The 16,361-nt window shown below is 71.5% G+C and carries 18 protein-coding genes; 8 read left to right on the top strand and 10 right to left on the bottom strand.

The window, feature by feature from the left end:
- The first annotated feature begins 116 nt into the window (after positions 1-116).
- Entirely contained in the window at positions 117-743 is a 627-nt protein-coding gene (locus DQE82_RS20625; RefSeq protein WP_030504473.1) for a DUF47 domain-containing protein, read from the top strand.
- 4 nt (positions 744-747) lie between these two features.
- The gene (locus DQE82_RS20620; protein ID WP_030504472.1) at positions 748-1,752 is read left to right on the top strand and encodes an inorganic phosphate transporter; all 1,005 of its coding nucleotides are present in this window, start codon (positions 748-750) and stop codon (positions 1,750-1,752) included.
- Positions 1,753-1,801: 49 nt separating this feature from the next.
- Here DQE82_RS20620 and DQE82_RS20615 read toward each other — a convergent pair whose 3' ends face one another.
- The 3 genes from DQE82_RS20615 to DQE82_RS20605 form a co-directional block, all read right to left on the bottom strand.
- Entirely contained in the window at positions 1,802-2,770 is a 969-nt protein-coding gene (locus DQE82_RS20615) for a Gfo/Idh/MocA family protein (protein ID WP_043330895.1), read from the bottom strand.
- A 61-nt stretch (positions 2,771-2,831) separates the two neighbouring features.
- Entirely contained in the window at positions 2,832-3,419 is a 588-nt protein-coding gene (locus tag DQE82_RS20610; RefSeq protein ID WP_113973530.1) for a DinB family protein, read from the bottom strand.
- A 486-nt stretch (positions 3,420-3,905) separates the two neighbouring features.
- On the bottom strand, positions 3,906-4,595 hold the full coding sequence (locus DQE82_RS20605) for a bifunctional 2-polyprenyl-6-hydroxyphenol methylase/3-demethylubiquinol 3-O-methyltransferase UbiG (protein WP_113973529.1): 690 nt from the start codon (positions 4,593-4,595) through the stop codon (positions 3,906-3,908).
- Between the two features lie 85 nt (positions 4,596-4,680).
- On the opposite strand from DQE82_RS20605, the gene DQE82_RS20600 reads away from it, so the two are divergent.
- Positions 4,681-5,520 carry an NUDIX domain-containing protein gene (locus DQE82_RS20600; protein ID WP_104112849.1) on the top strand — a complete coding sequence of 280 codons (840 nt, stop codon included), beginning with the start codon at positions 4,681-4,683 and terminating at the stop codon, positions 5,518-5,520.
- Here the strand turns inward: DQE82_RS20600 and pstB are convergent.
- From pstB to DQE82_RS20565, 7 genes are all read right to left on the bottom strand, one after another.
- Positions 5,501-6,277, bottom strand: a complete 777-nt coding sequence (pstB, locus tag DQE82_RS20595; protein WP_013288829.1) for a phosphate ABC transporter ATP-binding protein PstB — start codon at positions 6,275-6,277, stop codon at positions 5,501-5,503. The genes DQE82_RS20600 and pstB overlap by 20 nt on opposite strands.
- 20 nt (positions 6,278-6,297) lie before the next feature.
- Positions 6,298-7,386 carry a phosphate ABC transporter permease PstA gene (gene pstA, locus DQE82_RS20590; protein WP_113973528.1) on the bottom strand — a complete coding sequence of 363 codons (1,089 nt, stop codon included), beginning with the start codon at positions 7,384-7,386 and terminating at the stop codon, positions 6,298-6,300.
- Positions 7,383-8,468 carry a phosphate ABC transporter permease subunit PstC gene (gene pstC, locus DQE82_RS20585; RefSeq protein WP_043328007.1) on the bottom strand — a complete coding sequence of 362 codons (1,086 nt, stop codon included), beginning with the start codon at positions 8,466-8,468 and terminating at the stop codon, positions 7,383-7,385. Before pstC ends, pstA begins: the two co-directional genes overlap by 4 nt.
- Before the next feature lie 42 nt (positions 8,469-8,510).
- A complete protein-coding gene (gene pstS / locus DQE82_RS20580) occupies positions 8,511-9,608 on the bottom strand; it encodes a phosphate ABC transporter substrate-binding protein PstS (protein WP_043328009.1) in 1,098 nt (365 codons plus the stop codon).
- 233 nt (positions 9,609-9,841) lie between these two features.
- Positions 9,842-10,777: a mycothiol synthase gene (mshD, locus tag DQE82_RS20575; RefSeq protein ID WP_113973527.1), complete on the bottom strand. Its 936-nt coding sequence runs from the start codon at positions 10,775-10,777 to the stop codon at positions 9,842-9,844.
- Between the two features lie 67 nt (positions 10,778-10,844).
- Complete coding sequence (locus DQE82_RS20570) at positions 10,845-11,699, bottom strand: polysaccharide deacetylase family protein (RefSeq protein ID WP_043330897.1); 855 nt, start codon at positions 11,697-11,699, stop codon at positions 10,845-10,847.
- 150 nt (positions 11,700-11,849) lie between these two features.
- On the bottom strand, positions 11,850-12,569 hold the full coding sequence (locus tag DQE82_RS20565; protein ID WP_176722767.1) for a response regulator transcription factor: 720 nt from the start codon (positions 12,567-12,569) through the stop codon (positions 11,850-11,852).
- Positions 12,570-12,815: 246 nt separating this feature from the next.
- On the opposite strand from DQE82_RS20565, the gene DQE82_RS20560 reads away from it, so the two are divergent.
- From DQE82_RS20560 to DQE82_RS20545, 5 genes are all read left to right on the top strand, one after another.
- On the top strand, positions 12,816-13,865 hold the full coding sequence (locus DQE82_RS20560) for a hypothetical protein (protein ID WP_064446713.1): 1,050 nt from the start codon (positions 12,816-12,818) through the stop codon (positions 13,863-13,865).
- 79 nt (positions 13,866-13,944) lie between these two features.
- A complete protein-coding gene (locus DQE82_RS20555; RefSeq protein ID WP_030504460.1) occupies positions 13,945-14,727 on the top strand; it encodes a DUF2993 domain-containing protein in 783 nt (260 codons plus the stop codon).
- Positions 14,728-14,822: 95 nt separating this feature from the next.
- Entirely contained in the window at positions 14,823-14,900 is a 78-nt protein-coding gene (locus tag DQE82_RS31490; RefSeq protein ID WP_310503780.1) for an Ms5788A family Cys-rich leader peptide, read from the top strand.
- 202 nt (positions 14,901-15,102) lie between these two features.
- A complete protein-coding gene (locus tag DQE82_RS20550) occupies positions 15,103-15,951 on the top strand; it encodes a sulfurtransferase (protein WP_030504459.1) in 849 nt (282 codons plus the stop codon).
- Positions 15,951-16,289 (top strand): DUF1416 domain-containing protein, encoded by a 339-nt coding sequence (locus DQE82_RS20545; RefSeq protein WP_064446712.1) that lies wholly within the window; start codon positions 15,951-15,953, stop codon positions 16,287-16,289. The genes DQE82_RS20550 and DQE82_RS20545 overlap by 1 nt, the downstream gene beginning before the upstream one ends.
- The last annotated feature ends 72 nt before the right edge of the window (positions 16,290-16,361 follow it).

The following is a 16,361-nucleotide window of genomic DNA, read 5'->3' as shown; positions in this document are numbered from 1 at the left end:
GGGCTTGACCAGGGGTGGGCCGATCGAAAGCCGCCTGGACGCGATCCCTAGCATGCGCAATGCAGACGCCCGGGCGGCGACGGCCACCCTTCCACCGACACGACGAGGTCCGTGCTGTGAAGTTTTCCTTCCGTCCCACCGAGGGCGCCTTCTACGAGCTCTTCACCAGGGCCGCGCAGAACCTGGTCAAGGGGACCGACCTGCTCAACGAGCTGGGTCTGCCCGGCGCCGACGTGCAGTCGATCAGCGAGCGGCTGACCGACATCGAGCACGACAGCGACCAGATCACGCACGAGCTCTACAAGAAGATCAACTCCACGTTCATCACGCCGTTCGACCGGGAGGACATCTACCGGCTGGGCTCGCTGCTCGACGACGTGATGGACCACCTGGAGGCGGTCGGCAATCTGCTCTACCTGTACGGCCTGACCAAGCTCCCGTCCCTTCCGCGTGAGCTGCACGAGCTGGTCAACGTGCTCGACCTGCAGGCCAAGCTCACCGCCGAGGCGATGCCCCGGCTGAAGTCGATGAAGGATCTTGAGGACTACTGGATCGAGTGCAACCGGCTCGAGAACGACGGCGACCAGGCGTACCGGATGCTGCTGGTACGCCTCTTCTCCGGTGAGTACGACGCGCTCACGGTGCTGAAGATGAAGGAGGTGGCCGACGAGCTGGAGGCCGCCTGCGACGCCTTCGAGCACGTCGCCAACACCGTCGAGACCATCGCGGTCAAGGAGTCCTGATCCAGTGAGTCCCGAACTCATCGCCGTGCTGGCGGTGATCGCGGTCGCCATGGCGTTCGACTACACGAACGGCTTCCACGACGCGGCGAACGCGATCGCCACCAGCATCTCGACCCGGGCGCTGACCCCCCGGATCGCCCTGGCGCTGGCCGCCGTCGGCAACTTCGTCGGCGCGCACTTCGGCGCCGGCGTCGCCAAGACGGTCGGCGACGGCCTGGTCACGTTGCCGACCGGGGTGGAGAGCCTCGGCGTGGTCTTCGCCGGCGTGCTGGGCGCGATCATCTGGAACCTGATCACCTGGTACTTCGGCCTGCCGTCCTCCTCCTCGCACGCCCTCTTCGGCGGCCTGGTCGGCGCGACCCTGTTCGCCGCCGACGGCATCGTCCAGTGGGGCACCATCATCGAGAAGGTCCTCATCCCGATGGTGCTCTCGCCGGTGGTCGGCCTGGTGCTCGGCTTCCTGGTGATGCTGGCGATCATGTGGCTGTTCCGGAAGGGGCAGCCGGGCAAGCTCAGCCGCGGCTTCCGCTGGGCGCAGACCGCGTCCGCCGCCGCCATGTCCGTCGGCCACGGCATGCAGGACGCCGCCAAGACCATGGGCATCATCGTGCTGGCGCTCTACACCGGTGGCTTCCAGGAGAGCAAGACCCACATCCCGGGCTGGGTCTTCTGGACCTCCGCGGCGATGCTGGCCGCCGGCACGTACGCGGGTGGTTGGCGGATCATCCGGACGCTCGGCCGGAAGATCATCGACCTCGGCCCGGCGGAGGGCTTCGCGGCCGAGACCGTGGCCAGCGCGGTGCTCTACTTCAACGCGCTGGTGCTCAAGGCGCCGATCTCCACCACGCACACGATCACCTCGGCGATCATGGGTGTGGGCGCGACGAAACGGCTCTCCGCGGTGCGCTGGAACGTGGCCGGCAACATCGTGATCGCCTGGATCATCACGTTCCCGGCCGCCGCCGCGATCGCCTGCCTCGCGTACCTGCTGGTCCGCCCCCTGTTCTGAGCTCCCGCGCAACGACGTCGAGGGGTTCCCCGCCGTGGCGGGGAACCCCTCACGCGTAGGAGACGCCGATCCGGGCCTTGATGTCGTCGATCAGGCCCATCACCTCGAGCGTGGCGGCGTGCGGCACCAGCGGGCTCTCGGTCAGCCCGGCCGCCAGGCAGCGCTGCACCTCGATCGCCTCGTACTGGTAGCCGCCGCCGGTCAGGTCCGCCGGGATCGTCTCCGGCTCGGCGCCGGCCCGGTGCAGCACGGCGTGCGCGGGCCGGAAGAACAGCTCGGGCAGGTCGATCCGGCCGGTCGTGCCGGTGATCGACGCGGTGATCGCTGTCGCGCCGACCATGCCGCAGCTGAGCGTGGCGACCGCGCCGGAGTCCCAGCCGAGCACCATGCCGGTGTTCTCGTCCACCGCCTCCGGGGTCAGCTTCGCCCACGCCTGCACGTGCTGCGGCACGCCGAGCACCAGGTGGGCCAGGCTCAGCGGGTAGACGCCGAGGTCGAGCAGCGCGCCGCCGCCGAGTGTGCGGGCCCGCATCCGGTGCTCCGGCGGGAACGGGCCGGCCACGCCGAAATCCGCCCGTACGTGCGTCACCTCGCCGATCGCGCCGTCCCGGATCAGCTCCAGCACGCGCAGGATCAGCGGGTTGGTCCGCATCCACATGGCCTCCATGAGGAACAGACCCCGGGCGCGGGCCGTCTCCACCAGCTCGGTGGTGGTCGGCAGGTCCAGCGTGCACGGCTTCTCCACCAGCACGGCCTTGCCGCCGGCCAGGCACGCCAGCGCCGCCTCGTGGTGCGCCGCGTGCGGGGTGGCCACATAGATCGCGTCCACGTCCGGGTCCGCGGCCAGTTCCGCCCACGAGGCGTACGCCCGCGGCACGTCGTGCCGGCGCGCGAACAGTTCGGCGCTCTCCCGGGTACGCGAGCCGACCGCGACCAGTTCGGCGTCCGGCACCAGCCGCAGGTCCTCGGCGAAGCGGGCGGCGATGTTTCCGGTGGCCAGGATTCCCCAACGCGTCATGCCCGGCACGCTATCCCTTCCCGCTGCGGGACCGGCAGGGTGATCCACCGGTCGGGACGGCTCAGCGGGGGGTGTCGGCGACGGCCAGGGCGGCCAGTTCGATCGTCGCCCGCCGCGTCGCCAGCGTCGGCCGGTCGGGTTCCAGGTGCGCGTACGCGGCCCATGCCCCGGTCGAGCCGTCGAGCTGTTCCCGCAGGATGTCGGCGTGCCCGGCGTGCCGGTTGGTCTCGGCCAGCACGTGGACCATGACGTTGAACAGCTTGACGTGGGGGCGGGGCCACCACGGCACGTGGCCGGGCGCGTCGATGGGGAGGGCCTCGATGGTCGCGTCCGCGTGCTCCCACGCCCGTCGGTAGCGGCCGATCACCTCCTCGCGGGTCTCGTGCTCGGTCGCCCACATGTCGGCGCCGTCCGGATCCGGATCGTCCCACCGGGGCAGCGGTTCCGGGAACGGCCTGCCGAACACCTCGCCGAAGTACCGGGCCTCTGTGAACGCCAGGTGCTTGACCAGGCCGAGCAGGTTGGTGCCGGACGCGGTCAGGGGGCGGCGCACGTCGTACTCGGACAGCCCGTCGAGCTTCCACAACAGCACCTCGCGGATCTGACGCAGGTCGTTGTGCAGATACTGCTTCGCGAAGTCGTCGATCACAGGTCACCACCCTGCCAGGCGCGGCCGGCCGCCGTAGCCCCGTGCCTGCCGGTGGCTGCGCCGCGGTCCAGCGGCGCACGGCTGAGCGCACGCGCCGATGCTCCGGCTGCGCCCGCTTCCGGGCGGCTGAAGTCGCTCCATGGTGACCACGTAGCGTAAAGATTGCTGAGAGTGATGGCTTTCGTTCGCCTGATCACCGAGTCGGGCACCCAAAAGCGACCAGGCGGACATAAGACAGCTCTCTTTCGGGCTGACCCAGTCGCCTCTCGCCGACTTTGCTCTGCAGCCGCATGCACACTGCTCACGGAAGGTCGCCGATGCGGATCTGGCTGCAGAGCAAAGTCGGCGGAGGAGTGACCCCTGGTCGGGCGAAAATACTACCCAGTGTGATCGGGTCGCCCGCTGGGGAGCGCGGGTCCCGCGTGCCCCGGCGAGCGCGACCGGACTGCCCACCGTGTCATGCCCGGCACGCCGCCCGTAGGAACGTCAGGCGTCTCCCGTGCCATCGCGCCCGGCCCTGGATGCCCCGGGCTGCGGCGTGGCCACCAACCGCTGGCTCGCCCGGGCCGGACGGCCGTTCATCGTCTCCACTGCGACTTCGCGGCTGGCGACGAGGTGGAAATCGCCAAAGAGATGGTCCAGCCAGTCGGTGGTGTGGTGTCGGCACACCGCCCCGTCGTCGGTCTCGAATATCCCGTAGGTGCCGTACTTGGCTGCGAACCGTCCGTACCGGGAACGGTTACGGTGATCCTCCTGCAGGCACAGGTCACTGACATAGATGAGCCCGCCCGGCCGTAGCACCCGACGCAACTCCGTCACCAGCTCCCGCTGTCCGGCGTCGTCGGGTATGCACGTCAACACCGCGAACAGCAGCACCAGGTCGACGCTGTCCGCCTGGTGGTCGAGCTGCGGAGGATTGGTGAGAACCGTGAATTGCGCGCCGGCCTGCTCGTTCTTCGCGCGGCTGACGAGACGGGGCGCGACATCCACCCCCTCGACATTCTCGAAGCCCTGCTGCACGAGCAGCCCCGCCAGCCGACCGTAACCGCACCCGTAGTCGAGAACGCGTGCCCGCCGATCGATGCCGTTCAGCCACGGAAGTGCGACCGGGTGGCCGAAAGTCTTCGCGGCACCCTTGGAGTTCCAATACCCCACCTGATTGTTGAGATCCGTCATCCGAGGAGTATCGGCGCAATCGGCGGAGGGCGGCGGCATCGGGCGGCGGGGCGGCGTCGCCCGTTACGGCACTAGGCTCGGCCGCATGACGATCGACGGCTTCGCCGCACCCCCCGCCCTGGTGGAGCACGCCCGCCGGTTCCGGGCCGAGGGCGCCGTACCGGCCGTGCCCCGGGTCGCCGCCACCGTGCTGCTGCTCCGCCCGGCCGGCGACGGGTTCGAGGTCTACATGATCCGCCGGGTGGCGGCGATGACCTTCGGCGGCATGTACGCCTTCCCCGGCGGCGGCGTGGACCGCTCCGACTCGGAGGCGCACCTCGGCTGGGCCGGCCCGGACCCGGCGGCGTGGGGTGTGCGGCTCGGACTCGACCCGGCGGCCGCGCAGGCGGTGGTGTGCGCCGCCGCCCGCGAGGTCTTCGAGGAGGCGGGCGTGCTGCTCGCCGGGCCGGACCCCGACACGGTGGTCGGCGACGTGAGCGGCGACGACTGGGAGGCGGCCCGGCAGGACCTGGAGGGACGGCGGGTCGGCTTCGCGGACCTGCTGGCCGGGCGCGGCCTCACGCTCCGGTCCGACCTGCTGCTGCCGTGGAGCCGGTGGATCACCCCGGAGTTCGAGCCGCGCCGCTTCGACACGTACTTCTTCGTCGCTTTGCTGCCCGAGGGGCAGCGGACCCGGGACGTGTCCGGCGAGGCCGACCACACGCTGTGGCTGCGCCCGGCGGACGCGCTGGCCCGCGCGGAGGCCGGCGAGCTGACCATGCTGCCGCCGACCATGGTCACGCTCGCCGAGGTCGCCGCCGCGGGCGACCTCGGCGGCGTGGCGCGGGATGCGGCAGAGCGCGACCCGGGTACGCCGATCCTGCCGTACATCGAGGGACTGGACGGCGCCGAGCCCAGCTTCCGCCTCAGCCGAAGCGACCGGTGATGTAGTCCTCGGTCTTCTTCTGGCTCGGGTTGCTGAAGATCTTCTGCGTGTTGTCGTACTCGATCAGGCGGCCCGGGTCGCCGGTCTTCTCGATCGAGAAGAATGCGGTCCGGTCCGACACCCGCGCGGCCTGCTGCATGTTGTGCGTGACGATGATGATGGTGAACTTGTCCTTGAGCTGGAACATCAGGTCCTCGATGGCCAGCGTGGAGATCGGGTCCAGCGCCGAGCAGGGCTCGTCCATCAGCACCACCTGCGGCTCGACCGCGATGGTGCGGGCGATGCAGAGCCGCTGCTGCTGACCGCCGGACAGGCCCGCGCCGGGCTTGGCGAGGCGGTCCTTCACCTCGTCCCACAGGTTCGCCGAGCGGAGCGCCCGCTCGGCGGCCTCCTCCAGGATCGACTTGCGCCGCACACCGTTGAGCCGCAGGCCCGCCACCACGTTCTCGAAGATGCTCATGGTGGGGAACGGGTTCGGCCGCTGGAAGACCATCCCGATCATCCGGCGGACCGCCGTGACGTCCACGTCGCGGTCGTAGATGTCCTGGTCGTCGATGGTGAGGCTGCCCTCGACCCGGGCGCCGGGCAGCACCTCGTGCATCCGGTTGATCGACCGCAGGAAGGTGGACTTGCCGCAGCCGGACGGCCCGATCAGAGCGGTGACGGTCTTCGGCTCGACGGTCAGGTTGATGTTCTCGATCGCCTTGAACCCGCCGTAGTAGGCGGTCACGTTCGTGGCTTCGATGCGCTTGGCCATGGTGGCGGTACCTCCGGGGTTCATCGGCCGAGCCGGTTGCGGCGGGACAGCAGCTTCGCCGCCACGGTGAGGACGAGGACGAGGGCGACCAGGGTCAGCGCGGCGGTCCACGCCCGTGCCGGCGAGTACCTCGACGCCTCACCGGCCTGCTGGTAGACGAAGAGGGCCAGCGACGACTGGTTGTTCTCGAACGGGTTGAAGTTGATCGCCGCGCCGCCGCCGGCGACGAGCAGCACCGGCGCGGTCTCACCGGCGGCCCGCGCGATGGCGAGCATGACGCCGGTGACGATGCCGGGCAGCGCGGTCGGCAGCACGACCCGCAGGATGGTCTTCCACTTCGGTACGCCCAGGGCGTACGCGCCCTCGCGCAGCGGCGCGGGCACCAGCCGGAGCATCTCCTCGGTGGAGCGGACCACTGTGGGCAGCATCAGCACGCTCAGCGCCAGCGCGGCGGCGAAGCCGGAGAAACCGGGCCGCCCGTCGTTGAACCGCGGCGAGACGATCAGCACCCAGAAGGCCAGCACGAACAGGCCGGTGACGATCGACGGGATGCCGGTCATCACGTCCACGAAGAAGCGGATGGTGAACGCGAACCGGCCCCGGCCGTACTCGACGATGTAGATCGCGCAGAGCACGCCGAGCGGCACCGTGATCAGCGTCGCGATGCCCACCTGCTGCAGCGTGCCGACGATCGCGTGGTACGCGCCGCCGTTGGCGTCCCGCGACCCGATGTTGTTCATCGAGGTGCCGAAGAAGTTCGCGTCCAGCCGCTCGGAGCCCTTGCTGACCAGCGTCCAGACCACCGAGGCCAGCGGCAGCACGGCGAGCACGAACGCGGAGTGGATCAGCGCGCTCCAGGTCCGGTTGCGGGCCGACCGGCGGCCCTCAACCGCGTTCGCCGCGACGAACAGACCGGCCAGGTAGAGCAGCGCGCCGACCACCACGACCAGGACCGGGCCGCCGATGCCGGCGCCGTACACGATGCCCGCCGCGAGCAGCAGCGCCGCGACGGCGATGGCCGGAGCGGCGTACGCGGGAAGTCGCCTCGCCCGCAGCGTGGCCGGCTGGGCCGGCGGGCGCGGGCGGCGGGAGGTGAGGGTGGTGGTCATGCGGCCGACTCCGTGAACTCGCGCCGCCGGTAGATGATCGCCCGGGCGGTGATGTTGACGATCAACGTGATCGCGAACAGCACCAGGCCGGAGGCGATGAGCGCGCCCCGGCCGGTGTCGTTCGCCTCGGCGAACCGGTTGGCGATGTTCGCGGCGATCGAGTTGCCGCCGCTGGCCAGGATGTTGAACGAGATGGCGTACGTGGAGCCGAGCGTGAGCGCCAGCGCGATGGTCTCGCCGAGCGCCCGGCCCAGGCCGAGCATCACCGCGGCGATGACGCCCGGACGCCCGTACGGCAGGACGGCGGTGCGGATCATCTCCCAGCGGGTGGCGCCGAGCGCGAGCGCGGCTTCCTCGTTCGCGGTCGGGGTCTGCCGGAACACCTCGCGGGACAGCGAGGTGATGATCGGCAGCACCATGATCGCCAGCACCACGGAGCCGAGCAGGATCGAGTTCCCGTACGGGCCGTCGCCGAAGATGGGGATCCAGCCGAAGTACCTGTTCAGCCAGGCGGACAGGTCGGCGACCGGCTGGGCGAAGTAGTCCCGGCCCCAGAGGCCGAAGACGACGCTCGGCACGGCGGCCAGCAGGTCGATCAGGAAGCCCAGGGCGTTGCCGAGCCGCCGGGGCGCGTAGTGCGACAGGTACAGGGCGATGCCCAGCGCGACCGGCACCGCCATGAGCAGCGCCAGCAGCGAGCTCAGGACGGTGCCGAAGGCGAGCGCGCCGATGCCGAACTGTGGCGGGTTGTCGTTCGGGAACCAGCCCTCGAACGTCCAGAACGACTCGGTGTTCGCCCGCAACGCCGGGACGGCCTTGGCGACCAGGAAGATCGCGATGGCCGCGATGACCACCAGGACCGTGGTGCCGGCGGCCAGGGTCAGGCCGCGGAACGCCCGTTCCGCGCCGAAGGCGCGGGCCCGGGGGAGGGCGCCGCCGCCGCCGAGGCCACCGTCGGGGCGGCCCGGGTTACCGGGGCGCTCGGCCACACGCGCCGAGGCACCGGCGGGTCCCTCGTGGCTCGTGGCCACGGGAGTCCCGCCGGTGCCGGCGTGGGCCGAGCGCTGAGGGGTGTCACCCATCTGCTCGCTCGCTTCGCGTTGAGGAGGTGTCGGTCGGGAGCGTCAGGAGAGGCTCTTGACCGCGGCCTCGACCTTGGTGCGGACGGTCTCGGGCAGCGGGGCGTAGCCGAGCTCGACCAGCTCCTTCTGCCCCTCGGCGCTGGCGGCGTGGCCGAGCAGGCCCTTGACCAGCGGCAGCTTGTCGGCGGCGAGGCCCTTGCTGCAGACGATCTCGTAGGTCGCCAGGACGATCGGGTACGCCCCGGCCTCCTTGGTGTTGTAGTCGATCGACATCTTCAGGTCGTTGCCCTGACCCTCGAACTTGGCGCCGGCGATGGTCTTGCCGGCCGAATCACCGGTCAGCTCGACGAACTCGCCGTTACCGTTCTTGACCTTCGCCATCTTCAGGTCGGAGTTCTCGGCGTACGACCACTCGACGTAGCTGATGGTGCCGTCGGTGCTCTTGACCTTGCTGGCCACGCCGTCGGACTTGGCCGCGCCGACGCCGCCCGGGGCCTTCCACGCCTTGGAGTTGCCGAGCGTCCAGTCCGCCTCGGCGGTCTTGGAGAGGTACTTGGTGAAGTTGTCGGTGGTGCCCGACTCGTCGGAGCGGTGCACCGCCTGGATCGCGGTCGACGGGAGCTTGGCGTCCGGGTTGTCGGCCTTGATCGCCGGGTCGTCCCACTTGGTCACCTTGCCGGCGAAGATCTTCGCCAGGGTGGCCGGGCTGAACTGGAGGTTGTCCGCGCCGCTGACGTTGTAGACCACGGCGACCGGGCCGATCACCATCGGCAGGTTGAGCGCCTGGCCGCCGACGCACTTGGCGTCGGCCTGCGGCTGCTCCTCCGGCTTGAGGGGGGAGTCCGAACCGGCGAAGTCTGCGGTACCGGCGATGAAGGCCTGGATGCCGGCGCCCGAGCCGCTCGGCTCGTAGTTGATCGTGGTGCCGGCGCACTTCTGCTGGTACGCCTTGATCCACTCGGCCATGGCGTTCTTCTGGGCCGAGGAGCCCTGCGCGTTCAGCGTGCCCGTCGCGCAGTCCACCGCGGCGGTGGAGCCGGAGGCGCCGGCGGGCTCGTTGTTGTCCGAGCCGCAGGCGCTGAGACCGAGAACCGCGGTAAGAGCGAGACAGGCGATGGCGCCGTGCCGCTGGAGCTTCACTTCAGGGGTTTCCCTTCACGTCTTTGGTCAGGTCGCCCGGAGTGCCGGGGGCCGGCGCTGACCGGCTGACACGAAAGGTAGGAGGGCCAGGTGGACGGTTCGCCGGACGCAAGTGAACGCGCGGTGAACACGTTCAGCCGACGAGATGGCCGTACGCTGAGGAAGGGTTGTCCATTTCGTGAACTAGCAGCCTGGTATCGCCTTTATGGCGATTTTCCGGGGCCGCGGAACGCTCAGCCGCGCTGGTAGTTGACGTGCGCGGACCACATGGCGAAGCCCAGCCGCTCGTAGAGCGCGACCGCGGCGGTGTTGCTCTCGTCCACGTAGAGCATCACCCGGTCCAGCCCGCGCTCGTCGCGCAGGTGGGTCAGGCCGGCGGCGGTGAGCACCCGGCCCAGGCCGCCCCGGTGCGCGGACGGGTCGACGCCGAGCACGTAGACCTCGCCGATGCGGGCCGAGCCCGGCCGCTCGTGCACCTTGGTCCAGTGGAAGCCGAGCAGCCGCCCGGTCGTGGAGTCGACGGCGAGCAGGAAGCCGGCCGGATCGAACCACGGCTCGGCGATGCGTACGCGCAGGTCGTCGAGTGTCCACTTGCCCTGCTCGGGGTGCTGGGCGAAGGCCGCGTTGTTCACCGCCAGCCACGCCTCGTCGTCCTCGCCGGGGCGGAACGCGCGCAGCGTCACGCCGTCCGGCACCACCGGCTCGGGCAGTTCGGGGGTCAGCGGACGGCGCATCTGCCAGAGCACCCGCGCCCGGGCGAAGCCCAGGTCGACAGCGAGCGCGGCGGCCGACGGGTGGTCGCCGTGGGCCCAGGCGCGCAGCGGACCGGGCGCGGCGTCCACCACGCCCCGGGCCAGCGCCCGGCCGACGCCGCGCCGCCGGTACGCGGGATGCACGACCAGTTCGGCGCCGACGCCCTCGGCCGGGGCGGTGACGTCGAGATGCGCGTACCCGGTGAGTGTGCCGTCGGCGGTGCGGGCGGTGAGGTGCACGGCGGGAGCCTCGGGGTCGCGCAGCCGCAGCAGCACGTGCTCGTCGAGCGGGTCGGCGCCGTCGGCGTCACCGGCGGCGCGGGCCAGCGCCAGCACCTCGGCGACCTCGGCCGGCGTCAGGCGGTCCGCCCGGTCGATCCGGTCGCTTGCGGGGCCACTGGTCGGCTCGGGGCTCATCTGAGTCACGGTAGCCGCCGTCCGGCGGCGGTTCGCGCCGGACGAGGGCGGCGGTCGGTGGCGCTCGTCACTGCGGGCCGACGGGCAACGACTCCAGCTCGAACCGCGCCAGTATTTCGGGCAGGAGTTGCTGCAACGCCGCGACCGTGCCGGAACGGTCCCCGCCCGCGTCGTGCATGAGCACGATCGCCCCCGGTCCCATCTGTGTGCGGATCCTCGACTCGATGGTGAGCGCGCCCGGCGCCCTCCAGTCCGACGGGTCCACGCTCCAGTGCAGCGGGGTGAGGCCCAGGTCGGCGCAGGCCGAGATCACCGGGCGCGTCCAGGCCCCGCCCGGCTGGCGGTAGTACGCGATCCGCGCCCCCGGCGCGGCGGCCAGGATCGCGTCGTTCGTGCGCAGGATGTCGGCCCGGATCGTCGCCGGGGACCGCTTGCCCAGGTCGACGTCGTGCTCCCAGGAGTGGTTGCACAGGGTGTGCCCCTCGGCGACTATCGACCGGATCAGATCCGGATGGGCCTCGGCGTTCTCGCCGACGACGCAGAACGTCGCCTTCACGCCGTACTGGGCCAGCAGCGCGAGCACCTGCGGGGTCCAGCGCGGATCGGGGCCGTCGTCGAAGGTCAGCGCGACCCGGGACGAGCCGGTGACGACCAGGCTGCCGTACGGGCCGTCGCCGCCCGGTTCGACCGGGGCGGCGTCCGGCGCGGCGTCGGGGCTCGGCCCGGCGGTGGCCCGGCCGCCGGGGAAGTCCGTGCTGGGCGGCTGGTCGGCGTAGCGCGGTCCGTTGAGCGCGGTGGTGGCGCCGGCGTTCGACGGCGGGTGTTCCGGGACCAGGCTGCGGCCCAGCGCGAACGCCGAGCCGAGCAGGCCCGCGAGCACCACGGTCACGAGCCCGGTGGCGCGCAGCGTCGGGCCCCGCATCAGCGGCACCGGCCGTTCGTCGCCCCCGTGTTCACCGCACGCACCGCCGCCCCCTTTGCCCGGTAAATCCGGCAGTCAGGATATGTCTGACTGATCGGGCAAAAAGGGCGTTCTCCGGAAATGCCCCCTACCGGAGTGGGGCGTGGGCGGTCAGACCGGCAGCGGCGCGGGCTCCGACTCCGGCAGCGAACGCGACGGCGGGACGACGAACTTGTAGCCCACCTGGCGGACCGTGCCGATCATCGACTCGTACTCCGAGCCGAGCTTGGCGCGCAGGCGCCGCACGTGCACGTCGACCGTGCGGGTGCCGCCGAAGTAGTCGTAACCCCAGACCTCCCGCAGCAGCTGGTCCCGGGTGAACACCCGCCCCGGGTGCTGGGCCAGGAACTTCAACAGCTCGAACTCCTTGTACGTGAGGTCGAGCGGGCGGCCCTTCAGCTTGGCGGCGTAGGTGTCCGGGTCGATGTTCAGCTCACCGGCCCGGATCGAGCCGCCGGCGCCGGCGGTCGCGTTGCTCAGCCGGCCGACGGCGAGCCGCAGCCGGGCCTCCACCTCGGCCGGCCCGGCGCCGGCCAGGATCACGTCGTCGACACCCCAGTCCGCGTTGAGCGCGATCAGGCCCGCTTCGGTGACCACCGCGACGAGCGGTACGCCGAGCCCGGTGGCGTGCAGCATCCGGCACGTGGCGCGCGCCTCGCTCAGTTCGGAGCGGGCGTCCACCAGGACGGCGTCCGGCGTGGGGCCGGAGACCAGCGTGCGGACGTCGCGGGGTGCGGTGCGGACCGAGTGCGGCAGCAGGTCGAGTGCCGGCAACACCGCCGACGGCTCACCGGCCCGTGCGGTCACGAGCAGCAGGAGCTCCACGATCACCTCCGTCCCGGCGGCCCTTCGGCCGCGCGCGACCAGCGACACGCCCGGGTGAGGGCGGCGCTGTGAACTTGCGTGGGTCCCGGCGTCGCTGACGGGCGGGTAACGGCCTGAGCGTAACCGATGGACCCGCCGTCACCTCCGGGGTGCTTTCCCGTTTGCCCCTTCTGCCCTTGATCGCGGTGCAGGTTTTAACGTCACCGAAACCGGGACCTCCGCCGAGCCGCCCGGGTCTGGCACGATCGGGGCGTGTTTCCCTCCACCTCGCGCGACACCGGTCGTGAACCGTGGGCCGACGACCCGTCCGCCGGGCCCTCCGGCCCCGCCCGTGGCTACCCGCCCGCCCCGCGTACCGGCCCCGCCGACGAGGAGGGCGACCGGCCGGAGCGGAAGGGACCGCGTCGGCTACGGAAGGGCGGACCCGGCCGGCGCGCCGACGACGAGTCCGACGAGGCGCCCGAGGAGGAGATGCCACCGGTCCCGGTCCGCCGGCCGCTGGCGCTCACCGTCGCCGGCTTCGCCGCGCTGCTCGGCGTCGGCCTGGTGCTCGGCGCGCAGACCTCCGGCCCCGGGCACCGGCTGCCGTTCGCGGCCATCATCTTCGGCGTCCAGATGCTCTTCGTGCTCGCCTGGACGATGGCCATGCGACCGCCCGCCCTGCTGGTCGTCGCCCTGGTCAGCGCCGGCACGGCCGTGATCGCCGACGTCGCGGCGGTCCAGTCGGACATCGCCGGCCTGGCCCCGCTCGGCTACGCCGCGGCCGCCGGGCTGCTGCTCGCCGTGCTGGGGCAGCTCGTCCGGCGGGTGGACCGGGTCCGGGTGACCGACTCGCTCGGCGGCACCCTGCTCATCGTGGTGGGCGTGGTCGCCTTCGGCACGCTCGTCGTGCTCAGCCGGATTCCCAAGGGCACCCAGGCGATCACGGTCTGCCTCACCGCCGCGGGGGTGGCGTTGCTGGTGGCGCGGCTCACCGACGCGGTGGCGCCGTGGCCGCGGCTCGCCCCGCAGGTGCCGCGCGGCGCGGCCGGCGTGGTCGCGGGCGCGATGCTCGGCACCCTCACCAGCGCCCTGCTCGGCAGCTACCTGGTCGGTTTCACCCCGACCAGCGCCGCCCTGGTCGGCGTGGTCAGCGCCGCCACCGCCGTCCTGGCCGACCTCGCCGTGGGGTACGCCGAGGCGGGCCGCCTGATGGCCGGTGAACCGCCGACGATGTGGGTGGCCCGGCACATGCAGGGGCCGCTGGGCGGATTCGCGCTGGCCGCGCCGGCCGCGTACGCGATGTGCGTGCTGTTCCTCTGACGCGGTTGGGGAAGATTCGCCTCGGGTAAGTACGGTTGCGCCGCGAGACGCGGTGACGGCGGCGAGGACGGGAGGCGGCGTGGCAGAGGCGTATCCGGCGGAGGGCCGACCGCGGCGACGCGGCCGGAAGGTGCTGATCGGCTTCGTCGTCCTGCTGCTGGTGCTGGTCGGGCTGCTCGTCGTCGCCGACCGGGTCGCCGCCGGGGTCGCCGAGCGGGCGATCGCCGACCAGGTGCGGCAGGAGATCGCCAAGCAGGACGCGCAGTCCGCCGCGCCGCAGGTCGAGGTGGGTGGCTTCCCGTTCCTCACCCAGGTGCTCGACGGCCGGTACGAGCGCATCTCGATCCAGCTCACCGACGTGCGCGGCGCCGTCCAGGGCGACGCGGTCGAGGTGCCGAAGCTGGACGTGGACGCGCGCAACGTGACCGCGTCGCTGGACACGCTGCGCTCCGGCCGGGGCGACGTGGTGGCCGAGAGCGTGGACGGGCGGGGCACCGTCACCTACGAGAGCCTGGCCAAGCTGCTGGACCGCCCCGGGCTGACGCTCGGCGAGCGCAACGGCAAGCTCGCCGTCACCGCCCCGGTGGACATCCTCGGCGTCAAGCTCACCGTCAACGGCACCGCCGACGTCACGGTGGCCGGCGGCAAGGTGGCGCTGCGCTTCAACGACCTCACCGCCGACGGCCTGCCGAACGTGCCGCTGGCCCGGGCCGCGCTCACCCGGTACGCGCAGGGCATCTCGATCGACGTGCCGCTGCCGGAGCTGCCGTTCCAGCTCAACCTGCGCAAGGTGGAGCCGAAGCCGGAGGGCCTGGTGGTCACGGCGGACGCGGCGAACGTGCCCATCAACTCCGCCGGCTGAAAGCCGTACACGGCCGGTCCGGGGAGCGGGCCGGCCGTCCCGGATGCTGGTCGGCCTGGTGGCAGCTGTGGCGTGGGCTGGTAATCTCCCTGCCCATGGGGACCCACCTCACCAAACGGCGCGCGGTCGACCTGTGCCGCGTGGCCACCTGCCTGTGTCGCCCCGTCATCTGACGGCGGGGCTGTCTCCGGCCGCCTGAACGGCGGCCACCCAGGGTCCACGAACCTCTCCCGGTTCCCCTCAACGCCCGGCAGCGGCGCCGTCGCACGTACCCGTGATCCGTTCCTAGCTCTGGGTCCCGCGCGTGGTGCGACAACAATCGACATCGATCTCCGCGCGCAGGCTCACCAACCATCCTCACCAGGGAGTGATCTGATGAGTCGCGACACCGCACTCGTTTCGGCCGAGTGGGCCGAGAAGAACCTCGGCGCCCCGGGCGTCGTCTTCGTCGAGGTCGACGAGGACACCTCGGCCTACGACACCGGGCACATCGCCGGCGCCGTCAAGCTCGACTGGCGTACCGACCTGCAGGACCAGGTCCGCCGGGACTTCGTCAACAAGAGCCAGTTCGAGGCGCTGCTGTCGGACCGGGGCATCGCCAACGACGACACCGTGATCCTGTACGGCGGCAACAACAACTGGTTCGCCGCGTACGCGTACTGGTACTTCAAGCTCTACGGCCACGGCGACGTCAAGCTGCTCGACGGCGGCCGCAAGAAGTGGGAGCTGGACGCCCGTCCGCTCGTCACCGACGTGGTGGAGCGGCCGAAGACGCAGTACGTCGCGCAGGAGCCGGACACCTCGATCCGCGCGTTCCGCGACGAGGTGGTAGCCGCGATCGGCACCAAGAACCTGGTCGACGTGCGCAGCCCCGACGAGTTCGCCGGCCGCCTGCTCGCCCCCGCCCACCTGCCGCAGGAGCAGGCGCAGCGGGCCGGCCACATTCCGACCGCGATCAGCGTGCCGTGGTCCAAGGCGGCGAACGAGGACGGCACGTTCAAGTCCGACGACGAGCTGCGCAAGATCTACGCCGACGCCGGGCTGGACGACAGCAAGGAGACGATCGCGTACTGCCGGATCGGCGAGCGCTCCTCGCACAGCTGGTTCGTGCTCCAGGAGCTGCTCGGGCACCGCAACGTGAAGAACTACGACGGTTCCTGGACCGAGTACGGCTCGCTCGTCGGCGTGCCGGTGGCGCTCGGTGACGAGCCGGGGGAGGCCTGATGACCGCCACCTCCGCCGCCTCGACGGCTGCCGCCGGCTGCGCCGCGCCGGACCAGGCCGCCCCCCTCCCGGCCAGCCTGGACCTGGAGAAGGAAACCGTCATCACCGGCCGTGTGCTGTCCGAGTCCGGCGAGGTCGTGCCGGGCGCGTACGTGCGGTTGCTCGACTCCACCGGTGAGTTCACCGCCGAGGTGGTGACGTCGCCGGCCGGGCAGTTCCGGTTCTTCGCCGCGCCGGGCTCGTGGACGCTGCGGGCGCTGTCCCGCCAGGGCAACGGCGACACCGCCGTCGCCGCGGCTCGCGGGATCAACGAGGTGACCGTCTCGGTCGCTGCCTGACCCACGCTCTGATCGTGGCCCGCCACCCCAGCCGGGTGGCGGGCCACGAGCCGTTCCGGTGACTGTGCGGCT

The organism is Micromonospora sp. LHW51205 (assembly GCF_003315815.1).
GTDB lineage: Bacteria > Actinomycetota > Actinomycetes > Mycobacteriales > Micromonosporaceae > Micromonospora > Micromonospora chalcea.
Note: the sequence above shows the minus strand (reverse complement) of the source record. Positions and strands in the feature narration are given on the sequence as shown.